Source organism: Burkholderia stagnalis (assembly GCF_039848545.1).
Classification (GTDB): Bacteria; Pseudomonadota; Gammaproteobacteria; order Burkholderiales; family Burkholderiaceae; genus Burkholderia; species Burkholderia stagnalis.
Window position 1 is genome coordinate 3,119,736 of sequence record NZ_CP156685.1, and the last position, 18,317, is coordinate 3,138,052.

Annotated in this window: 15 protein-coding genes, 1 other RNA gene and 1 pseudogene; 10 read left to right on the forward strand and 7 right to left on the reverse strand. The window is 69.7% G+C overall.

Translation table 11 applies throughout. The features are described from left to right. The first annotated feature begins 15 nt into the window (after positions 1-15). Positions 16-385: a transfer-messenger RNA gene (gene ssrA / locus ABFO07_RS14440) on the forward strand. Positions 386-638: 253 nt separating this feature from the next. Here ssrA and ABFO07_RS14445 read toward each other — a convergent pair. The 3 genes from ABFO07_RS14445 to ABFO07_RS14455 form a co-directional block, all read right to left on the reverse strand. Continuing rightward, positions 639-992 carry a DUF4148 domain-containing protein gene (locus ABFO07_RS14445; RefSeq protein WP_059993410.1) on the reverse strand — a complete coding sequence of 118 codons (354 nt, stop codon included), beginning with the start codon at positions 990-992 and terminating at the stop codon, positions 639-641. A 302-nt stretch (positions 993-1,294) separates the two neighbouring features. After that, complete coding sequence (locus ABFO07_RS14450; RefSeq protein WP_059563407.1) at positions 1,295-1,564, reverse strand: hypothetical protein; 270 nt, start codon at positions 1,562-1,564, stop codon at positions 1,295-1,297. A gap of 128 nt (positions 1,565-1,692) precedes the next feature. Then, complete coding sequence (locus ABFO07_RS14455) at positions 1,693-2,772, reverse strand: substrate-binding domain-containing protein (RefSeq protein ID WP_059884876.1); 1,080 nt, start codon at positions 2,770-2,772, stop codon at positions 1,693-1,695. 131 nt (positions 2,773-2,903) lie between these two features. Between ABFO07_RS14455 and ABFO07_RS14460 the strand changes: the two genes are divergently transcribed. From ABFO07_RS14460 to ABFO07_RS14475, 4 genes are read left to right on the forward strand one after another with little or no spacing between them, the layout of a single operon-like run. After that, positions 2,904-3,404, forward strand: coding sequence for an NAD(P)H-dependent oxidoreductase subunit E (locus ABFO07_RS14460; RefSeq protein WP_059920416.1), 501 nt, complete (start codon positions 2,904-2,906; stop codon positions 3,402-3,404). Beyond that, the gene (locus ABFO07_RS14465; protein WP_347467708.1) at positions 3,401-4,978 is read left to right on the forward strand and encodes a formate dehydrogenase beta subunit; all 1,578 of its coding nucleotides are present in this window, start codon (positions 3,401-3,403) and stop codon (positions 4,976-4,978) included. The genes ABFO07_RS14460 and ABFO07_RS14465 overlap by 4 nt, the downstream gene beginning before the upstream one ends. Positions 4,979-4,995: 17 nt before the next feature. Next, a complete protein-coding gene (fdhF, locus tag ABFO07_RS14470) occupies positions 4,996-7,947 on the forward strand; it encodes a formate dehydrogenase subunit alpha (RefSeq protein WP_059909915.1) in 2,952 nt (983 codons plus the stop codon). 7 nt (positions 7,948-7,954) lie between these two features. Beyond that, positions 7,955-8,206, forward strand: a complete 252-nt coding sequence (locus tag ABFO07_RS14475) for a formate dehydrogenase subunit delta (RefSeq protein WP_059563402.1) — start codon at positions 7,955-7,957, stop codon at positions 8,204-8,206. Between the two features lie 34 nt (positions 8,207-8,240). Here ABFO07_RS14475 and ABFO07_RS14480 read toward each other — a convergent pair whose 3' ends face one another. Beyond that, positions 8,241-9,890, reverse strand: coding sequence for an FAD-dependent monooxygenase (locus ABFO07_RS14480; RefSeq protein WP_347467711.1), 1,650 nt, complete (start codon positions 9,888-9,890; stop codon positions 8,241-8,243). 93 nt (positions 9,891-9,983) lie between these two features. Here ABFO07_RS14480 and ABFO07_RS14485 point away from each other — a divergent pair, with 93 nt between their 5' ends. After that, the gene (locus ABFO07_RS14485; RefSeq protein WP_230961605.1) at positions 9,984-11,858 is read left to right on the forward strand and encodes a tetratricopeptide repeat protein; all 1,875 of its coding nucleotides are present in this window, start codon (positions 9,984-9,986) and stop codon (positions 11,856-11,858) included. A 31-nt stretch (positions 11,859-11,889) separates the two neighbouring features. On the opposite strand, the pseudogene ABFO07_RS14490 reads toward ABFO07_RS14485, so the two are convergent. Continuing rightward, positions 11,890-12,093: pseudogene (locus ABFO07_RS14490) on the reverse strand (MFS transporter); the annotation flags it as partial. Between the two features lie 140 nt (positions 12,094-12,233). On the opposite strand from ABFO07_RS14490, the gene ABFO07_RS14495 reads away from it, so the two are divergent. After that, complete coding sequence (locus ABFO07_RS14495; protein WP_347467713.1) at positions 12,234-13,130, forward strand: hypothetical protein; 897 nt, start codon at positions 12,234-12,236, stop codon at positions 13,128-13,130. A gap of 79 nt (positions 13,131-13,209) precedes the next feature. On the opposite strand, the gene ABFO07_RS14500 is transcribed toward ABFO07_RS14495, so the two are convergent. Next, a complete protein-coding gene (locus tag ABFO07_RS14500) occupies positions 13,210-13,890 on the reverse strand; it encodes a DUF2968 domain-containing protein (RefSeq protein ID WP_347467714.1) in 681 nt (226 codons plus the stop codon). Positions 13,891-13,998: 108 nt separating this feature from the next. After that, positions 13,999-15,207 carry a gamma-glutamyl-gamma-aminobutyrate hydrolase family protein gene (locus ABFO07_RS14505; protein ID WP_059563397.1) on the reverse strand — a complete coding sequence of 403 codons (1,209 nt, stop codon included), beginning with the start codon at positions 15,205-15,207 and terminating at the stop codon, positions 13,999-14,001. Between the two features lie 249 nt (positions 15,208-15,456). Here ABFO07_RS14505 and ABFO07_RS14510 point away from each other — a divergent pair, with 249 nt between their 5' ends. From ABFO07_RS14510 to ABFO07_RS14520, 3 genes are all read left to right on the forward strand, one after another. Next, positions 15,457-16,128: a GntR family transcriptional regulator gene (locus tag ABFO07_RS14510; RefSeq protein WP_347467716.1), complete on the forward strand. Its 672-nt coding sequence runs from the start codon at positions 15,457-15,459 to the stop codon at positions 16,126-16,128. Between the two features lie 7 nt (positions 16,129-16,135). Next, positions 16,136-17,512 (forward strand): amidase, encoded by a 1,377-nt coding sequence (locus ABFO07_RS14515; RefSeq protein WP_059993403.1) that lies wholly within the window; start codon positions 16,136-16,138, stop codon positions 17,510-17,512. A 117-nt stretch (positions 17,513-17,629) separates the two neighbouring features. Next, positions 17,630-18,142, forward strand: coding sequence for a disulfide bond formation protein B (locus tag ABFO07_RS14520; RefSeq protein WP_059563394.1), 513 nt, complete (start codon positions 17,630-17,632; stop codon positions 18,140-18,142). Positions 18,143-18,317 lie beyond the last annotated feature (175 nt).

Consider the following 18,317-nt stretch of genomic DNA (forward strand, 5'->3'; position numbering starts at 1 on the left):
GTCAATCTTATCCGCGGGGGCGACCTGGTTTCGACAGGGGTTGTGAAGCGGCTAGGGCATGTCGAGGACCCGTCACCTCGTTAATCAATGGGAAAAACGTAACTGCAAACGACGATACGTTCGCACTGGCAGCCTAAGGGCCGCCGTCCTCTGCCTAGTTCACTGACGGGCTAGTGTCGCAAGACCGGTAGCAATACCGACAGAGGTCATATACGTCAGTTAAGCCCTGTCGGCGTCGCGACGCCAGGGTCGAAAATCTAGCGAATCGCCGTAGTGCAGCGTGTTCGTCCGCGTCGCTGCGGTTAAATCAAATGACAGAACTAAACATGTAGAACTGGTCGTGGAGCGCTTCTGGACGCGGGTTCGATTCCCGCCGCCTCCACCAAATTCGCGTTCCGACGCACGAACCCCGCACGACAATCGTCTGCGGGGTTTTTTGTTGCCGGCGAAACGCCGTCTGCTGCGCACGCTGCCGCCCTCCTTCGGGAAAAAGCGCCTAGCCGCGACGGGCCAGGCGGAATGCCGCCGGAACCCCGGCGACAGGAGGTAACGGATGCCGGGCCCATCGGCGTCGCGCGGCGCGACGCGACCGATCGTCGCACCCGGCGCACCGTCCGGCATGCCCGGCGACGCGCAGCTTAGCTGCCGCGATACAGCGACTTCATTTCTTCGTCACTGGCCGGACGCACGATTGCCGCGCGCGAACCCGATGCCGATGCGCCCTGCGCTTGCGCGCCGTAACCGCTGGCATCCACACCCTGCGCCTGCGCGACTGCATTGCGCTGCTGCTCTGCAACACGCGCCGTCGCGGCCTGGATCGAGTCCGGATAGTGCGGATCTTCCCCGCGCGCCGGGTTGTAACCGGCCTGTTCGAGCTGGATCAGTTCGGCGCGCACCTGGGCGCGGGTGATCTGCGAACCCGGCTGGGCGAACGACACGACCGGGGCAACGAGAGCGGCAGCAACAACGGCGACTTGAACGAGCGACTTCATGATGACCTACCTCCAGATTTGTCCGTTTTTCGCGATGAACACCTTGTTCATCGCCGACAACTGAAGTTTATGTAGGCAGCTGCTTAAGAATAAGGCAGGTTTCGGGAAGACATACTTCCAGAATGCGGGTTAACCACTACATAAGCGCCGGATCGTCATCCGCGTCACTGGCTGACGGCACGCGCAGAAACGCGCGAGCCCCGCGAAGCGGCGTGCTTCGCGGGGCTCGCAATGCATGAGGCGTGTCGGTCCGTCCGGGCGCGATACCGCTTTGGCACCGCCCGGACGCCGTCACCCTGGCTTCATTCGCTGTCCATCGGGCACTTCAGGTTGCAGCCGTTCGGGTCGCCCAGGTCCGCCTTGCGGCGCAGCGCGGACTTCTTGCCGCTCTGATATTTCTTCGACGGCGCCGACGCCGCGAACGGCATCTGCGGATGTTCGTTCAGGCGGAACTGTTCATTTAGGATGCCGCCGGGCACGCCGGGCGAATTCTGCGCAAGCGCGAACGGCGAAACGGCAATCAGAAGGCCCGCGGTCAACGCTGCCGCGGAAAGGGGAACGGAAAGTTTCATGGCGGGACGACGCCTTGCCGGCGTGCTTGTTGGAACGTTGATCAAGCGGAAAGCGTAGCGCAAATCCCCCGCTGCTGCAGCGGGGCTCGCGCCTGGCGCAATTGCCGTGCGTGACCGCCGCGCGAGCGCTACACGTCCGCGCCGGCGAGCCCCGCGGCGACGCTCGTCAGCGTGCCGCACGCCGCCGGATCGTAGCCGTCGAGATGCGCGACCCGCTCGACATAGCGCGCGTCGCGCAGCAGCGCCAGGACACCGGCGAGCGGCCGCTCGTCGAGCCGCGCACGTTCGCACGCAAAGTAGTAATCCTCGTCGATCACCGGGATGAAATCGAGCCCGAAATGATGCGCGGCCGGCTCGACACCGAAGCCGAGATCCGCCATGCCGCTCGCGACGAACGCCGCGATCGCCGAGTGGGTCAGCTCGGCCGACGCGTAGCCGTTGATGCGCTCGGGATCGACGCCGATTCGTCGAAGCGCGAGATCGAGCAGCATGCGCGTGCCCGAGCCCGGCTGGCGATTGACGAAGCGGATGTCGTCGCGCGCGAGGTCGGACAGGCCGCGCACCTGTTTCGGATTGCCGCGCGGCACGAACAGCCCTTGCTTGCGCCGGGTCAGGTGAATCAGCACATGGCGCGTGTCGTCGAGCCAGGGCCGGTAGATCTGAGCGCATTGCTCGCGAAACGCGCCGCGCGGCAGATGAAACCCCGCCAGTTCGCACTCGCCGCGCGCAAGCGCCTTCACGGCCTCGACGCTCTCGCGATACTTGATGTCGACCGCCGCATGCGCATCGACCAGCGCGGAAACGAGCGCCGCGACCGCATAACCGTGCGACGCGTGGATCCGCACGGCCCCGTCGCGCTGCGCGAGCCGCCGGTTCAGGTCGCTGGCGACTTCAGCCGCCAGCGCGCGCAGGTTCCCGTCGAGCCGGCTGCGCGCAAGGCGCTGCGCGTCGACCACCGCCCGCCCCAGCTCCGACAGCGTCGATCCCTTGCCCCGCGCGGTCTCGATCAACGCCCCGCCGACGCAGGCCTCGAGCGCGCGCAGCACGCCCCATGCATGCCGGTACGACAGCCCCTTGGCCTGCGCCGCCTGCGCGATGCTGCCCGTCTCGGCAACCAGCTCGAGCAGCGGCACCACGTCCGACAGGCTCGCCGTGCGCCCCTGGCTGTCGCGCACGATCAAATGCGCGTCGCATTCGACTCGAATCATTTATGCACCCGGACTTCCTATTGCGACCATCCAGAGTTCCGCTTATCGTTGGCCAAAATCCATCAGAACGAAGTCTGCATGTGCTGTATATGAATTGCCAGCACATATGAGACTTTGGAGGAGCATAGCAGATGTCCCCGAATTCCCATGCGCCCGATGCGCTCGTCGAGCGTCACGCGCGCGCCGGCCGGTCGCTCGTCGCGATCCTGCACGCGATCCAGGACGACGCGGGCTACGTGCCCGCCGGTTGCGTCGCGCCGCTCGCGAAAGCGCTGAACCTGTCGCGTGCCGAAGTGCACGGCGTCCTCACCTATTACCACCACTTTCGCACCGCACCGCCGGCGCGCGTGACGATCCAGATGTGCCGCGCCGAAGCGTGCCGCAGCATGGGCTGCGAAGCGCTCGCGGCCCATGCGCAGGCGCGCACCGGCTGTACGTTCGATGCGGCGCACGGCGACGCACCGCACGCTGATGCGCCGGACGCCGTCGCGCTCGAATCGGTCTACTGCCTGGGGCTCTGCGCGCAGTCGCCGTCGATGACGGTCAACGGCGTGCTGCACGCGAAGGTCACGCCGGAGAAATTCGACGCGCTGCTGGCCGACGCCGTCGCTCATACCGGGGAGGCCGCATGACGACCCGCATCTACGTCCCGCGCGATTCGTCCGCGCTCGCGCTCGGCGCCGACGCGCTCGCCGCCGCGATCGTCGCGGAAGCCGAACGGCGCGGCGCCGCGATCGAACTCGTTCGCAACGGCACGCGCGGCCTGCTGTGGCTCGAACCGCTCGTCGAAGTCGGCACGGCGGCCGGCCGCGTCGGCTACGCGAACCTGTCGGCCGCCGACGTGCCCGCGCTGTTCGATGCCGGCTGGCTCGAAGGCGGCGCGCACCCGAGCGGCGTCGGCCTCGTCGACGCGCTGCCGTATCTCGCCCGCCAGCAGCGCCTCACGTTCGCGCGCATCGGCCTGACCGACCCGCTGTCGATCGACGACTACCTGCAGCATGACGGCCTCGCCGGCCTGAAGCGCGCACTCGCGCTCGACGGCGACGCCGCATGCGACGCGCTGATCGAATCGGGCCTGCGCGGACGCGGCGGCGCGGCGTTCCCGGCCGGCATCAAGTGGCGCACGGTGCGGCACGCGAGCGCAACGCAGAAGTACATCGTCTGCAACGCGGACGAAGGCGACTCGGGCACGTTCTCCGACCGCCTGATCATGGAATGCGACCCGTACTGCCTGATCGAAGGGATGATCATCGCGGGCATCACGACCGGCGCGACGATCGGCTACATCTACGTGCGCAGCGAGTATCCGCATGCGATCGCGACGCTCGAGGCGGCGATCGCGCGGGCGCGCGACGCCGGCTGGCTCGGCGCGAGCGTGCTCGGCTCCGCGCACGCGTTCGAGCTGCATGTCGCGAAAGGCGCGGGCTCGTACGTATGCGGCGAGGAAACCGCGCTGCTCGAATCGCTCGAGGGCAAGCGCGGCGTCGTGCGCGCGAAGCCGCCGCTGCCGGCGCTGTCTGGGCTGTTCGGCCAGCCGACCGTCATCAACAACGTGATCACGCTGGCGACCGCGCCGGTGATCTTCGCGCGCGGCGCCGCGTTCTACCGCGACTTCGGCATGGGCCGCTCGCGCGGCACGCTGCCGTTCCAGCTCGCCGGCAACATCCGGCATGGCGGCCTCGTCGAACTCGCGTTCGGCGTCACGCTGCGCGAGCTGCTGTTCGACTTCGGCGGCGGCACCGCGTCCGGCCGGCCCGCGCGCGCCGCACAGGTCGGCGGCCCGCTCGGCACCTACCTGCCCGAGCATCAGTGGGACGTGCCGCTCGACTACGAGGCTTACGCGGCGATCGGCGCAGTGGTCGGCCACGGCGGCATCGTGCTGCACGACGACACGTCGAACCTCGCCGAGCTCGCCGAATACGCGATGAAATTCTGCGCGATCGAATCGTGCGGCAAATGCACGCCGTGCCGGATCGGCTCCACGCGCGGCGTCGAGACGATCGCGCGCATCCGCCGGGGCGACACGTCGGAACGACAGGTCACGCTGCTGCGCGACCTGTGCGACACGATGCTCGCCGGCTCGCTCTGCGCAATGGGCGGGATGACGCCGTATCCGGTGCTGTCCGCGCTCGATCACTTCCCCGAAGATTTCGGTCTCGCCGCCGGCCAGGACGCCGCGCCGGGCCCGGCCAAGGCTGCGGCCTGACCACGAAGGAGCCCCACATGTCCCTCGACACGAACAACGTCCGCCAAGGCGGCTGCGGCTCGGGCCAATGCGCGTGCAAGAGCGCCGCGCAGGCGCGCGCGCGCGATCCGTTCGACGACACCGACTACGGCACGCCGCAGCGCCATGCCGACATCGACGTCACGCTGGAGATCGACGGCCAGCCGGTGACGGTGCCGGCCGGCACATCGGTCATGCGCGCGGCGATCGAAGCCGGCGTCAACGTGCCGAAGCTCTGCGCGACCGATTCGCTCGAACCGTTCGGCTCGTGCCGCCTGTGCCTCGTCGAGATCGAAGGCCGGCGCGGCTACCCGGCGTCGTGCACGACGCCCGCCGAAGCGGGCATGAAGGTGCGTACGCAATCCGACCGGCTGCAGGCGCTGCGCCGCAACGTGATGGAGCTGTACATCTCCGACCACCCGCTCGACTGCCTGACCTGCCCCGCCAACGGCGACTGCGAACTGCAGGACATGGCGGGCGTGGTCGGGCTGCGCGAGGTGCGCTACGGCTTCGACGGCGCGAATCACCTGCGCGACCAAAAGGACGAGTCGAATCCGTATTTCACGTACGACCCGTCGAAGTGCATCGTCTGCAACCGCTGCGTGCGCGCATGCGAGGAAACACAAGGCACGTTCGCGCTGACGATCGCCGCACGCGGCTTCGAATCGCGCGTCGCCGCCGGCGAGAGCGAGTCGTTCATGGATTCCGAATGCGTGTCGTGCGGCGCGTGCGTCGCCGCATGCCCGACCGCGACCCTGCAGGAGAAATCGGTCGTGCAGCTCGGCCAGGCCGAGCACTCGGTCGTGACGACCTGTGCGTACTGCGGCGTCGGCTGCGCATTCAAGGCGGAGATGAAGGGCAATCAGGTCGTGCGCATGACGCCGTACAAGAACGGGCTCGCGAACGAAGGCCACGCGTGCGTGAAGGGCCGCTTCGCGTGGGGCTACGCGACGCACAAGGACCGCATCACGAAGCCGATGATCCGCGACCGGATCACCGATCCGTGGCGCGAGGTGAGCTGGGAAGAAGCGATCACCTACGCGGCGACGCAGTTCCGCAAGCTGCAGGCGAAATACGGCCGCGATTCGATCGGCGGCATCACGTCGTCGCGCTGCACGAACGAGGAAACCTATCTCGTGCAGAAGCTCGTGCGCGCGGCGTTCGGCAACAACAACGTCGACACCTGCGCGCGCGTGTGCCATTCGCCGACCGGCTATGGCCTGAAGACCACGCTCGGCGAATCGGCCGGCACGCAGACCTTCGCGTCGGTCGGCAAGGCCGACGTGATCGTCGTGATCGGCGCGAACCCGACCGACGGCCACCCGGTGTTCGGCTCGCGGCTGAAACGCCGCGTGCGCGAAGGCGCGAAGCTGGTCGTGGTCGACCCGCGCCGCATCGACGTCGTCGACGGCCCGCACGTGAAGGCGTCGCATCACCTGCAGCTGCGCCCCGGCACCAACGTCGCGATGGTCAATGCGCTCGCGCACGTAATCGTCACCGAAGGGCTCGTAAACGAAGCGTTCGTCGCCGAACGCTGCGAGACGCGCGCGTTCGAGCAATGGCGCGAGTTCGTCTCACGCGCCGAGAATTCGCCGGAAGCCACCGCCGACGTGACCGGCGTGCCGGCCGAGCAGGTGCGCGCGGCCGCGCGCCTGTATGCAACGGGCGGCAACGCGGCGATCTACTACGGCCTCGGCGTGACCGAACATGCGCAAGGCTCGACGATGGTGATGGGCATCGCGAACCTCGCGATGGCGACCGGCAACATCGGCCGCGAAGGCGTCGGCGTGAATCCGCTGCGCGGCCAGAACAACGTGCAGGGTTCGTGCGACATGGGCTCCTTCCCGCACGAGCTGCCCGGCTACCGGCATATCGGCGACGCGAGCGTGCGTGCGCTGTTCGAGGACGCGTGGCACGCGAAGCTGCAGCCCGAGCCGGGCCTGCGCATCCCGAACATGTTCGACGCGGCGCTCGACGGCAGCTTCAAGGGGCTGTACTGCCAGGGCGAGGACATCGTGCAGTCGGACCCGAACACGCAGCATGTCGCGGCCGCGCTGTCGTCGATGGAATGCATCGTCGTGCAGGACATCTTCCTGAACGAGACGGCGAAGTACGCGCACGTATTCCTGCCCGGCTCGTCGTTCCTCGAGAAGGACGGCACGTTCACGAACGCGGAGCGCCGCATCTCGCGCGTGCGCAAGGTGATGCCGCCGCTCGCCGGCCATGCCGACTGGGAAGTGACGCTGATGCTCGCGCGCGCGCTCGGCTACGAGATGGACTACGCGCATCCGTCGGACATCATGGACGAGATCGCGCGGCTCACGCCGACCTTCACCGGCGTGTCGTACGCGAAGCTCGACGCGCTCGGCAGCATCCAGTGGCCATGCAACGACGCCGCGCCGGAAGGCACGCCGACGATGCACATCGATGCCTTCGTGCGCGGCAAGGGCAGGTTCGTGATCACGCAGTTCATCCCGACGCCGGAGAAGGTCACGCAGCGCTATCCGCTGATCCTGACGACGGGCCGCATCCTGTCGCAGTACAACGTCGGCGCGCAGACGCGCCGCACCGAGAACGTCCGGTGGCACGAGGAGGATCGCCTCGAAATCCATCCGCACGACGCGCAGGACCGCGGGATCCGCAGCGACGACTGGGTCGGCATCGAATCGCGCGCCGGGCAGACCGTCCTGCGCGCGCTCGTGACCGAGCGCATGCAGCCGGGCGTCGTGTACACGACGTTCCACTTCCCCGAGTCGGGCGCGAACGTGATCACCACCGACAGCTCGGACTGGGCGACGAACTGCCCCGAGTACAAGGTGACGGCGGTGCAGGTGATGCCGGTCGCGCAGCCGTCCGACTGGCAGCGCGCGTACGCGCGCTTCAACGCCGAGCAGCTCGACCTGCTCGAGCGCCGCGCGGCACCGGCCGCGACCGTGACGACGGGCAAGTGAGGACGCCATGGACACCGTGCACCTGATCGACATGGCCAACCAGATCGGCGCGTTCTTCGCGTCGATGCCCGATCGCGACGAAGCGCTGGCCGGCATCGCCGACCATATCCGGCGCTTCTGGGAACCGCGGATGCGCCGCGCGCTGCTCGCGGCGCTCGACGACCCGGCCGGCGACGCGGCACAGCGTGCCGACCCGATCGTGCGCGACGCGATCGCGCGCTACCGCGACACGCTGACGCCCGCCGCCGCGCCTGCCTGACCGCCCCGCGCTGCCGTTGCCGCAGACGTTGCTGCTATGCCGGCAACGACACCCCGGCAAACCAGCCTTCGCAGTGGCGCAGCAGCGCGTTCGCGTCGGACGCGAGCCGGCCGCGCGCGGCGATGTAGCCGTCAGGCCGCAGCAGATAGAACGACGGACGCGAGCGGCCGTAGACGTCCGCCAGCCCCGCCGCGCCGTCGCCTTCGGCATCGGTAACGCGCCACACCCGCACCGCGCCCGGCATGATCCGCTCGAGCGATTCCACGAGCACATGCGCCGCGTCGCCAGCGGGCGGCGCATCGCCCGCCCCGCCCGGCTGCGCGGGCTCCTCGAGCAGCAGCAGCGTGAAGCCGGCCGGCTCGTGCAGGTCGAACAGCCGCGCGACGCCGGGCGCCTGCCCGAGCGGCCCGTCGAGCACATGCACGAGCGCATCGGGCGCCCGCTCGCCCGCGCGCGGGCCGCCGTCGAGCACGCGCTCGAGCGTGAGCGGGCTCTTGCGGTACTGCACCCCGAGCTCGCTGACCGTGCGCCGCACCGCATCGCGCATCGGCCCGAACGACGACAGCATCGGCACGACGTGGTCGCGCAGCAGCTTCATCGGCCCCCGGTCCGCCTCGACGATCTGCGTCAGGACACTCGTCTGCCGCAGCACGTCGCGCTCGATCGGGTGACGCTCCGCGTGATACGTGTCGAGCAGCCGTTCCGGCGCGCCCGCCCCCAGCACGCTCGCCAGTTTCCAGCCGAGATTGAACGCCTCCTGGATGCCCGTGTTCATGCCTTGCGCGCCCGCCGGGCTGTGGACGTGCGCGGCATCGCCCGCGAAGAACACGCGGCCGAGCCGCAAGCGCTCGACCATCCGGCTGTGCAGATGGAAATAGGACGACCACGTGAGGTCGCTCAGCACGATCGACGTCCCCACACGCGCGCGCACGATCTCCTGGCACTGCGCGAGCGTCGGCCCGCGTTCGTCAGGCAGCGGACCGTTTTCCCGCGGCCGGTCCGCGACCAGCCGGTAGCGGCCGCCGCCCATCGGGAACAGGCCCGCGAGGCCGTCGGCCGTCGTGAACAAATGAATCTCGTCGTCGGGCCAGTCGGGAATCGCGGCGAGATCGGCGAGCAGGAACGTCTGCTCGAACGGCCGGCCGGCAAAGCTCACGCCGAGCAGGTGGCGCACCGTGCTGTGCGCGCCGTCGGCGGCGATCAGGTATGACGGCGCGAAGCGCTCCTCCGCGCCGCGCGCATCGCGGATCGTCACGTCGAGCGACGTGCCGCCCGCATCGCACGCGCTGAGCGTGCGGCCGCGCTCGACGGTGACGCCGAGCCCTTCGAGATGCTCGGCAAGCAGGCGCTCCGTGACACTCTGGTCGAGCAGCAGCAGATACGGATAGCGCGTCTGCAGCGGATCGAAGTCGAGCCGCGCGATCACGCGGCCGTCCGCATGCAGCGCTGCCGCGTGTGCGCGATGCCCGTTCGCGAGGAACGGCTCGACCACGCGATGCTGCTCCAGCAGTTCGAGCGTGCGCGCCTGGATGCCGATCGCGCGCGAATACGGCACGGGCGCGCCGGCCATGTCGATGATGCGCACCGGCACCCGCGCGCGGGCAAGGCTCATCGCGGCGGCCAGGCCAGTCGGCCCCGCGCCGACGATCAGCACGGGTGGGATATCGAGCAGTTCGTCGACCATGAGAACCTCGATGACACGCGACCCTGCAAGTCTACGCCGCTCCGCCTGACGGGACCATATGCCGGACGGCCGAGCGGGGCCGCCCGGACGGGTGTGGGAAAATACGCGTTTTCCGCCAGTTTTCGCGTCATGGAATCCGCATTCGACCGAGCGTATGCCGCGCACCGCGCGGGCCAACTCGCCGACGCCGAGCACGGCTACCGCGCCGCGCTCGACGCCAATCCCGCCGACGCCGACGCGCTGCATCTGTTCGGCGTGCTCCGGCATCAGCAGGGCCAGCATGCCGAAGCGGCCGACCTCGTCGGCCGCGCGGTCGCGCTGCGCCCGGGCGATGCCGCACTGCAGCTCAACCTCGGCAATGCGCTGAAGGCGCTCGGCCGCCTGGACGAAGCGATCGACCGCTTCCGCAATGCGCTGACGCTCGCGCCCGAATTTCCGCTCGCACACTACAACCTCGGCAATGCGTATGCGGCGCTGCAGCGTCACGAGGATGCGATCGACGCGTTCGGCCGCGCGCTCCGGCTGACACCGGACGACGCGTCGATCCACAACAACCTCGGCAACGCGCTGAACGCGCTCGGCCGCCACGACGACGCGCTGGCCGCATTCCACCGCGCGCTCGAACTGAAGCCGGGCCATGCCGGCGCGCACAACAATCTCGCGATGGCGCTCGCCGCAATGGGCCGCGCCGACGACGCGATCGCGCATTTCAACGCGGCGATCGCCGCGCAGCCGCGCTTCGTCGCCGCGCATTTCAACCTCGGCAACACGCTCGACGCGATCGGCCGCCACGCCGAAGCGGCCGCCGCGTTCGAAGCCGCGCTCGCGCTGCATGCGCCGTTTCCGCTCGCGCTGTTCGGCCTCGCGAACGCGCTGTCCGCGCAGGGCCGTCACCGCGACGCGCTGCCCTACTACGAGCGCGCGGTCGGGCTCGATCCGTCATTCGGCCTCGCGTGGCTGAACCTCGGCAATGCGCATCACGCGCTCCGCGCGCACGAAATGGCGCTGCGCGCATTCGACCAGGCGCTGCGCGTCGCGCCGGATCTCACGCTTGCGCAACTGCATCGCGCGGTCACGCTGCTGACGCTCGGCGATTTCACCCGCGGACTGCCCGCGTACGAGGCGCGTCACGCCACGCCGGGCGCGACACCACTCGGCGCGCTGCCGCGCTGGCAGGGCGAGCCGATTACGTCGCGCACGCTGCTGATCCGCGCGGAACAGGGCTTCGGCGACACGCTGCAATTCGTCCGCTTCGTGCCGCTTGCCCGCGCGCGCTGCGCGCGCGTCGTGCTCGAGGTGCAGCCGGAACTCGTCGCGCTGCTCGAGCCGGCCGCCGCGCGCTGGCGCGTGACGCTCGTCGCGCAGGGCGCGGCGAAGGCACCCGCCGCGGACGTCGCATGCACGCTGCTGAGCCTGCCGTTCGCGCTCGGGCTGCAGCCGGACGACATCTTGTCCGGTACGCGCTACCTCGATGCGCCCGAGAACGCCCGCCGGCGCTTCCGGGGCTCGCTCGGCGGACAGCAGAGACGCAAGTTCGCGATCGTCTGGTCCGGCCGGCGCCTCGCGCAGGACAACCGCGCGATACCGCTTTCCGCGCTCGAGCCGCTGTTCGCGCTGCCCGACGTCGACTGGATCGTGCTGCAACCGGACATCGACGACGACGAGCGCGCGAGCCTCGACGCGCATCCGCGCGTGCACCCGTTCGGCGGCCGGCTGACCGACTTCGCCGACACGGCGGCGCTGATCGAGCGGCTCGACGGCGTCGTGTCGATCGACACGGGGGTCGCGCACCTTGCGGGCGCGCTCGGCAAGCCACTGTGGCTGATGCTGCCGTTCGCGGCCGACTGGCGCTGGTTCTCGGGCCCCGACTGCCCGTGGTATCCGCAAGCCCGGCTCGTGCGCCAGCCCGCGCCGGGGCAATGGCGCGAGGTCGTCGAGGAAGTCGCCGCCGCGCTGCGCGCCGCCTGAGCGCCGACGCGGCACCGGCGCGCCGGCCGCAGGCCGACTTGTACTGACCGCACGCCGCCGGCGTGCGATACGGCATGAACGTCGCGATCAGCCCGCACAGCGCCGCGCCGGAGCGCCACCGCCCCAGCGTTGCCTCGTTGTCCGTTTGATGGATCAGGCGCGTCGAGATCGCGGGCATGAAGCCGCCGATCGTCGTCGTTCGGCTGTACGCGAGCGAAAATCCGGCGGTGCGCATCACGTCCCGTCGTCAAAAAGCAGACCCCAAAAATCGAATTCGTCTGATCGACGGCCAACCTGCCAGCGCCCACAATTTCGGATTAAGAATTTGCTCCGGCGCCGGCCGCATCCTGGCTTTCCATGCCGCGCCTCGCTGCCATGAATCCATCGTCGCTCGTTCCCGTCGAAGGCGAAATCGCCCGCCCCCGATTCACGCCGCTCGACGGTATCCCGTTCGGTCGCGAATGGACATTTCGCGGTGCGTCGGACGCACATGCCGACAATGCCCCCGTCGCCCGGATCGTCACCTCGTGCATCGACGTCACGTTCCCGCATCGCGCGTGCAACTGGCTGCCGTTACGGCTGCAACGCCCGCCCGCACCCGGGCCCGCATTGCCCCTTCCCCACGCGGCCTCCGCCGGCGGATCGAGACGCGCGATGCTTGCTGCGTGCTGGACCGTCGGCGCCCTTGGCATCATCGGCTGGCTCGTCGCGGCACACGCGCCCCAATCGGGCACCGACGCGTCGTTGCACTTCGCGCGATCGGGCGCGGTTATCGTCCAGCAGCCAGCGCAACCGGTGGCGCACGTTGCCACGCCGGCCTTGCAGCCGGCCGCTGCGTCACGTACACCGACCGCCATCGCGGCCCGGCCATCGCCCCCGATCGTGGTCGCCCCGCAACCTCCCGCGCCCACGCGCCCGGTTCCGACACGCCACGCGCAACGGCCCGCCACCGCGCCGCAGCCGCGCGCGACGGGCGCTCGTGCGATGCCGCCGCAATACGTGACCGCGAGGTCCGTGCCCACCGCGGCGCGCGTGGCTGCCCACGTCCGACCAATGCCGCAATTGCAGCGTGCCGTGCCGCGTCTCTCTGCAGTCCCGGCACCCGCGCCCGAGGCACTCGACGATTCGCGTACGCTGATCGCGATGGCGCGCGCATTGCGCGCCGAACAGCCCGCTGCCACGCCGTCGGCATCGCCCGACGCCAGCTTCGACTGGACATCCCGGCTGTCTCATCGACGCCTGACCGACTCGCCGGACGCGTTCACGCGCTGACGCGCGCCCAGCAAAAAGCCCGGCGAAGATCCGCTTCGCCGGGCTTTGTCGTGTGTCGGTCAGAGCGTCGTGCGCGCCGTCACTTGTGCGTCGGCAACCCCGATTCGGTCTGTCGTTCGAGTTGTTGCACCTGCTGCTGCAACTCGCGCAGTTGCGCCTGCGCGGCGCGCTTCTCGATCTGCAGCGCGTGCGCCTGCTCCTGCGCCGACTTCTGCCGCTGCGCGACCTCGGCCTGCTGGCTGCGCGCGACGCTCAGGTCGGCCTGCAGCTGCTGCGCGCGGCTCGACGACAGCGCGATCACACGCTCGAGAAACGCCTTCTGCGCCTGCAATTCGGTCCGGCGGATTTCGATGTCCGACAACTGCACCGTCTGCTGCACGAAGTTCGCATACACCATATCCGCGCGGCTCTTGTCCTGCGACTTGAGCACACGCCACAGATGCTTGTCCTGGAACAGCGCGACGTAGTACGTCATTTCCCGCGGATCGAACATCAGGCTCGCGCCGTAGCTGCCGTTGTAGGTCGTGCGCATTTCGACGACCTTGCCGTCACGCAGCATCTGCGTCAGTTCGGCGACGTTGCCCTGTGCGGCGCCGCTCGCGCCGGGCGCGGCATCGCCGCTCAGGCTCGTCACGGCCGGACGCGTGCCCGCGACGGGTGCCGTATCGTCGGCGGACCACGCCGCCGCGGCGTGCGCGCACGCGGCAATCGCAACGACCCACGTTGCGCATCGGACAGGGGAAATATCTCGGAAGGCCAACGTCAGACTCCGGCGGATGAATCGGAAAGTCGCGATTATCGTTCAAAACGCCAGGGCCGCATCTCGAATTCAGTCGGGATGCGGCCGCCGCCACAAAGTTCGACAGTCTTACAGGCGGGTCTCGCGCGCGGCACGCAGGAACGCGTCGAGCAGCGGCGTGCAGTCGAGCAGTTCGGCGCCGCCCGCGCGATGGAATTCGGGGTGCCACTGCACGCCGACGACGAACGGTGCGCGTCGGTAGCGGATGCCCTCGATGATCCCGTCGCCGGCCGACACGGCCTCGATGTTCAGGTCGCGGCCCAGGTCGCGGATCGCCTGATGATGGATCGAATTGACGATCGCCTCGCTGCGCCCCGGAAACATGCTCGCGAGCGTCGAGCTGTCGGGGAAGCGGATCGCGTGGCGATGTTGGTCGTAATGCTCGCTCACGTGCGCGTTGGCGGTCGGCACGTCGGTCGCGATGTCCTGGTACAGCGACCCGCCGAACGCGACGTTGATCAACTGGCAGCCGCGGCACACGCCGAGCACCGGCTTGCCGGATTCGACGAATTCGTGCAGCAGCTCGAGCTCGTACATGTCGCGCACGCGGTCGCCCGGCCATTCGGGATGGGCGTCCGATGCGGCGTAGGTCTGCGGCGACACATCGGCGCCCCCCTGCAGCAGCAGGCCGTCGAGATGTTTCGCATAGTCGCGCAGGCGGATGTTGCTCGGGTGCAGCATGCCCTGGTGACCGACCGTCGGAATCATGAACACCAGCACGTCGCGCGACATCACCCAGTGCGCGATCGATTCCTCGAGGTACTGCAGTGTCTTGCCGCGCAGCCCCTTCGCGCCGGGCTCCGGGTGGAAGATACGCGCGGATACGCCGATGCGCAGCGTGCGCTGCGTGATGCGCTGGCCGGCCCGATCGAACAGGCGGCGCGCACGCGCCGCGATGATCCGGCCGAACACCGACCACGGCGTGTCGCTCTGTTTCAGGTAGGCCGGCGGCGCGATCGGCGCGCCCGCGGGCGGCGGCCGAGGCGTGTCGAAATCGGGCGGTGCGCCGAATCCCGGCGGCGGCGAGCCCGGCTTGCGCTCGTGCGTCGCTGCGCCGGGCGCGGCGGCCGTGCCCGGCGCGCCCGGTTCGGACCCCTCGGTAACGGGAGAAGCGCCCGCGTCCGCGACATCCTGCGTCGCGGACGCCTGCGCGGCCGCGCCGGCAGACGCGTCGCTCGCGGCGCCGGACGGCGGATGCGCCGGTGTCGGGTGGACGGAGCGGTAAGAAGCGGAAGACGTGCCGGCCGAACCGGCAGTGGAAGGCGTGTTTTCGCTCATGACGATGGTCTGGTGCGTCGCTCACGCGGGAGGATAGATGAGGATTCATTATGCTTCAGTGCACGATCGCGCGGCAAACCGGCAACATCTTGTCGATATTGTTGCAGGCGCCCGGCCAATCCCCAGACGGATCGCGGCTGCCGCACGGCACTGGACACCAGTGATATATCACAATAGTATCCATGCACCGCCACGCGCCCGGATCCCGCGCATGCCTACGCCTCTTCCGGCCGCCACGCCGCCGCTCTCATGAATGCGCTGACCGACGCGCCGCGCGCCCGGCCCGACGCCTCCCTCGCCGAACGCGCGTACGCGCTGATCCAGCGCGACATCATCACGATGCGCCTGAAGCCCGGCGCCGCGCTCAACGAAGCCGACCTCGTCGCACGCACGGGCATCGGCCGCACGCCGGTCCACCAGGCCGTGCATCGGCTCGTGCTCGAAGGGCTGCTGTCGGTGATGCCGCGCAAGGGGCTGCTGGTGCAGCCGCTGTCGCTCGACGACATCGTCGCAGTCATCGACGTGCGGCGCATCAACGAAGCGCATTGCGCCGAGCTGGCCGCGCGCCACGCGACGCCCGACGATTTCGCGCACCTGTCCACGCTGCTCGACGACGGCCAGGCCTGCGCCGACGCGCACGACATCGAGGGCATGATGGATCTCGACCGCGCGTTTCATCTGACGATCGGCGCGGCCGCGCGCAACCCGGTGCTGGCCGAGATCCTGCGCGGGCTGCACGAGCGCTCGCTGCGCTTCTGGTTCGTCACGCTGTCCGAACCGCATCACCTCGCCGACGTGCAGCGCGAGCACCGCGAACTGTTCGAGCGGTTGCGCGCACGCGACGCCGCCGGCGCGCGCGCGGCCGTCGAGCGCCATATCGATTCGTTCCGCGCCACGCTTCTTCAACGCCTTCGCCCCTGACCCGATCATGACCACCTTCACGCCTTTCCCCCCGCTCGCCCAGCTCGCCGCCGACCTCGCCGCGGGCCGCACGACGAGCCGCGCGCTCGTCGACACCGCGCTCGAACGGATCGCCGATCCGGCCGGCCAGGGCGCCGTCGTCTTCACCGAGGTCGATGCCGACAACGCGCGCGCGGCCGCCGACGCGCACGATCGCCTGCGCAACGCGGGCACCGTGCTGTCGCCGCTCGCGGGCATTCCAGTGTCGGTGAAGGACCTGTTCGACGTCGCCGGCCAGGTGACGCGCGCCGGCTCGCGGGTGCTCGACGGCGCGCCGCCGGCCACCGCCGACGCGGTCGCCGTCGCGCGGCTGCGGCGCGCGGGCGCGGTGCTGGTCGGCCGCACCAACATGAGCGAGTTCGCGTTCTCCGGGCTCGGACTGAATCCGCATTTCGGCACGCCCCGCTCGCCGTTCCGGCGCGACGTGCCCGGCGACGCGCGGATCGCCGGCGGCTCGTCATCCGGCGCGGCCGCGTCCGTCGCCGACGGCATGGCCGCCGTCGCGCTCGGCACCGACACGGGCGGATCGATCCGCATCCCGGCCGCGCTGTGCGGGCTGACCGGCTTCAAGCCGACCGCGAGCCGGATTCCGAAGCAAGGCGGCGTGCCGCTGTCGGCGACGCTCGACTCGTTCGGCCCGATCGGCCTGACGGTCGCCTGCTGCGCGCTCGTCGACCGGGTGCTCGCGGGCCTCGAGCCGCACGTGCCCGCGGCGCGCCCGCTCGAGGGCGTGCGGCTCGGCGTGCTGACCAACTACGTGACGGACGGCGTCGACGCCGATGTCGCCGCCGCGCTCGACACCGCGCTCACGCACCTGGAGGCGGCCGGCGCGGTCGTCACCGAAGTGCGCTTCGCCGCGCTCGACCGGCTGCCCGACGTCAACCGCTTCGGCTTCTCGCCGATCGAGGCGTACGCATGGCACCGGCCGCTGCTCGCGCAGCATCGCGACCGGTACGACCCGCGCGTGCTGTCGCGAATTCTGAAAGGCGAGCCCGCGAGCGCGGCCGATTACCTCGACCTCGTCGCCGCGCGCGACGCGATGCTCGACGAAGCGGCGCACACGGTCTGGTCGCGCTTCGACGCGCTCGTCGCGCCGACGGTGCCGGTCGTGCCGCCGCGCATCGCGGAGCTGGAAGCCGACGACGACGCGTTCGCACGCACCAACGCGCTGATCCTGCGCAACCCGAGCGCGTTCAACTTCCTCGACGCGTGCGCGCTGTCGCTGCCATGCCATCCGCGCGACGCGGCGCCGGTCGGCCTGATGCTCGCGGCCGCGCCGCATCGCGACGACGCGCTGCTCGCGATCGGCCAGGCGGTGGAAGCGGTGCTGAACACGATCCGCTGACGCAGGCGGCCGGATGCGGCGGCGCGCCGCACGCGCGCTGTCAGTTTCGTGCCAGCGGGTTCGCGCTAAAATCGCGCGATTGTTTTCCGGACCGACCGACGAGGAACCCCGCCGACCATGAACGATTTCACGCTTGCGCTGCGCCGCGAACGCCGTCTGCTGATGCTGCTTGGATGGGTCTGCATTGCCCTGCTGGCAGGCGCGCTCTATCTGCAGTACGTGAAGAACGAGGATCCGTGCCCGTTGTGCATCATCCAGCGCTACTTCTTCGCGGCGATCGGCATCTTCGCGTTCCTCGCCGCCGGGATGCGGAACTGGCGCGGCATCTGGCTGCTCGAGCTGCTGATCGCGATCGCCGCGGCCGGCGGCGCCGGCACCGCCGCGCGGCACCTGACGATCCAGATGAACCCCGGCTTCAGCTGCGGCTTCGACACGCTGCAGCCGATCGTCGACAGCCTGCCGCCCGCGCAGTGGTTCCCCGGCATGTTCAAGGTCGCGGGGCTGTGCGAAACGGTCTATCCGCCGATCCTCGGCATCCTGCTGCCCGGCTGGGCGCTGATCGGCTTTGCCGTGATCCTGATCGCGGTCGTCGCGAGCCTCTGGCGCCATCGCCGCAAGCTCGCGGCCTGAGCCGGCCGTATGTCGGCCGGCCGCTTTCGCGCATGTCGCGGCGGCCGGCCTGCCGAGCCTAGCCGGGCCGCACCTGACGCCGCACCTGGCCTGCTGCACCTCGCCCGCCGCGCGTAAACCCCTACCCCGTGACGCCCCGCCATTCCGGGCGGCTCGCGTCCCGCTCCGCTGCATC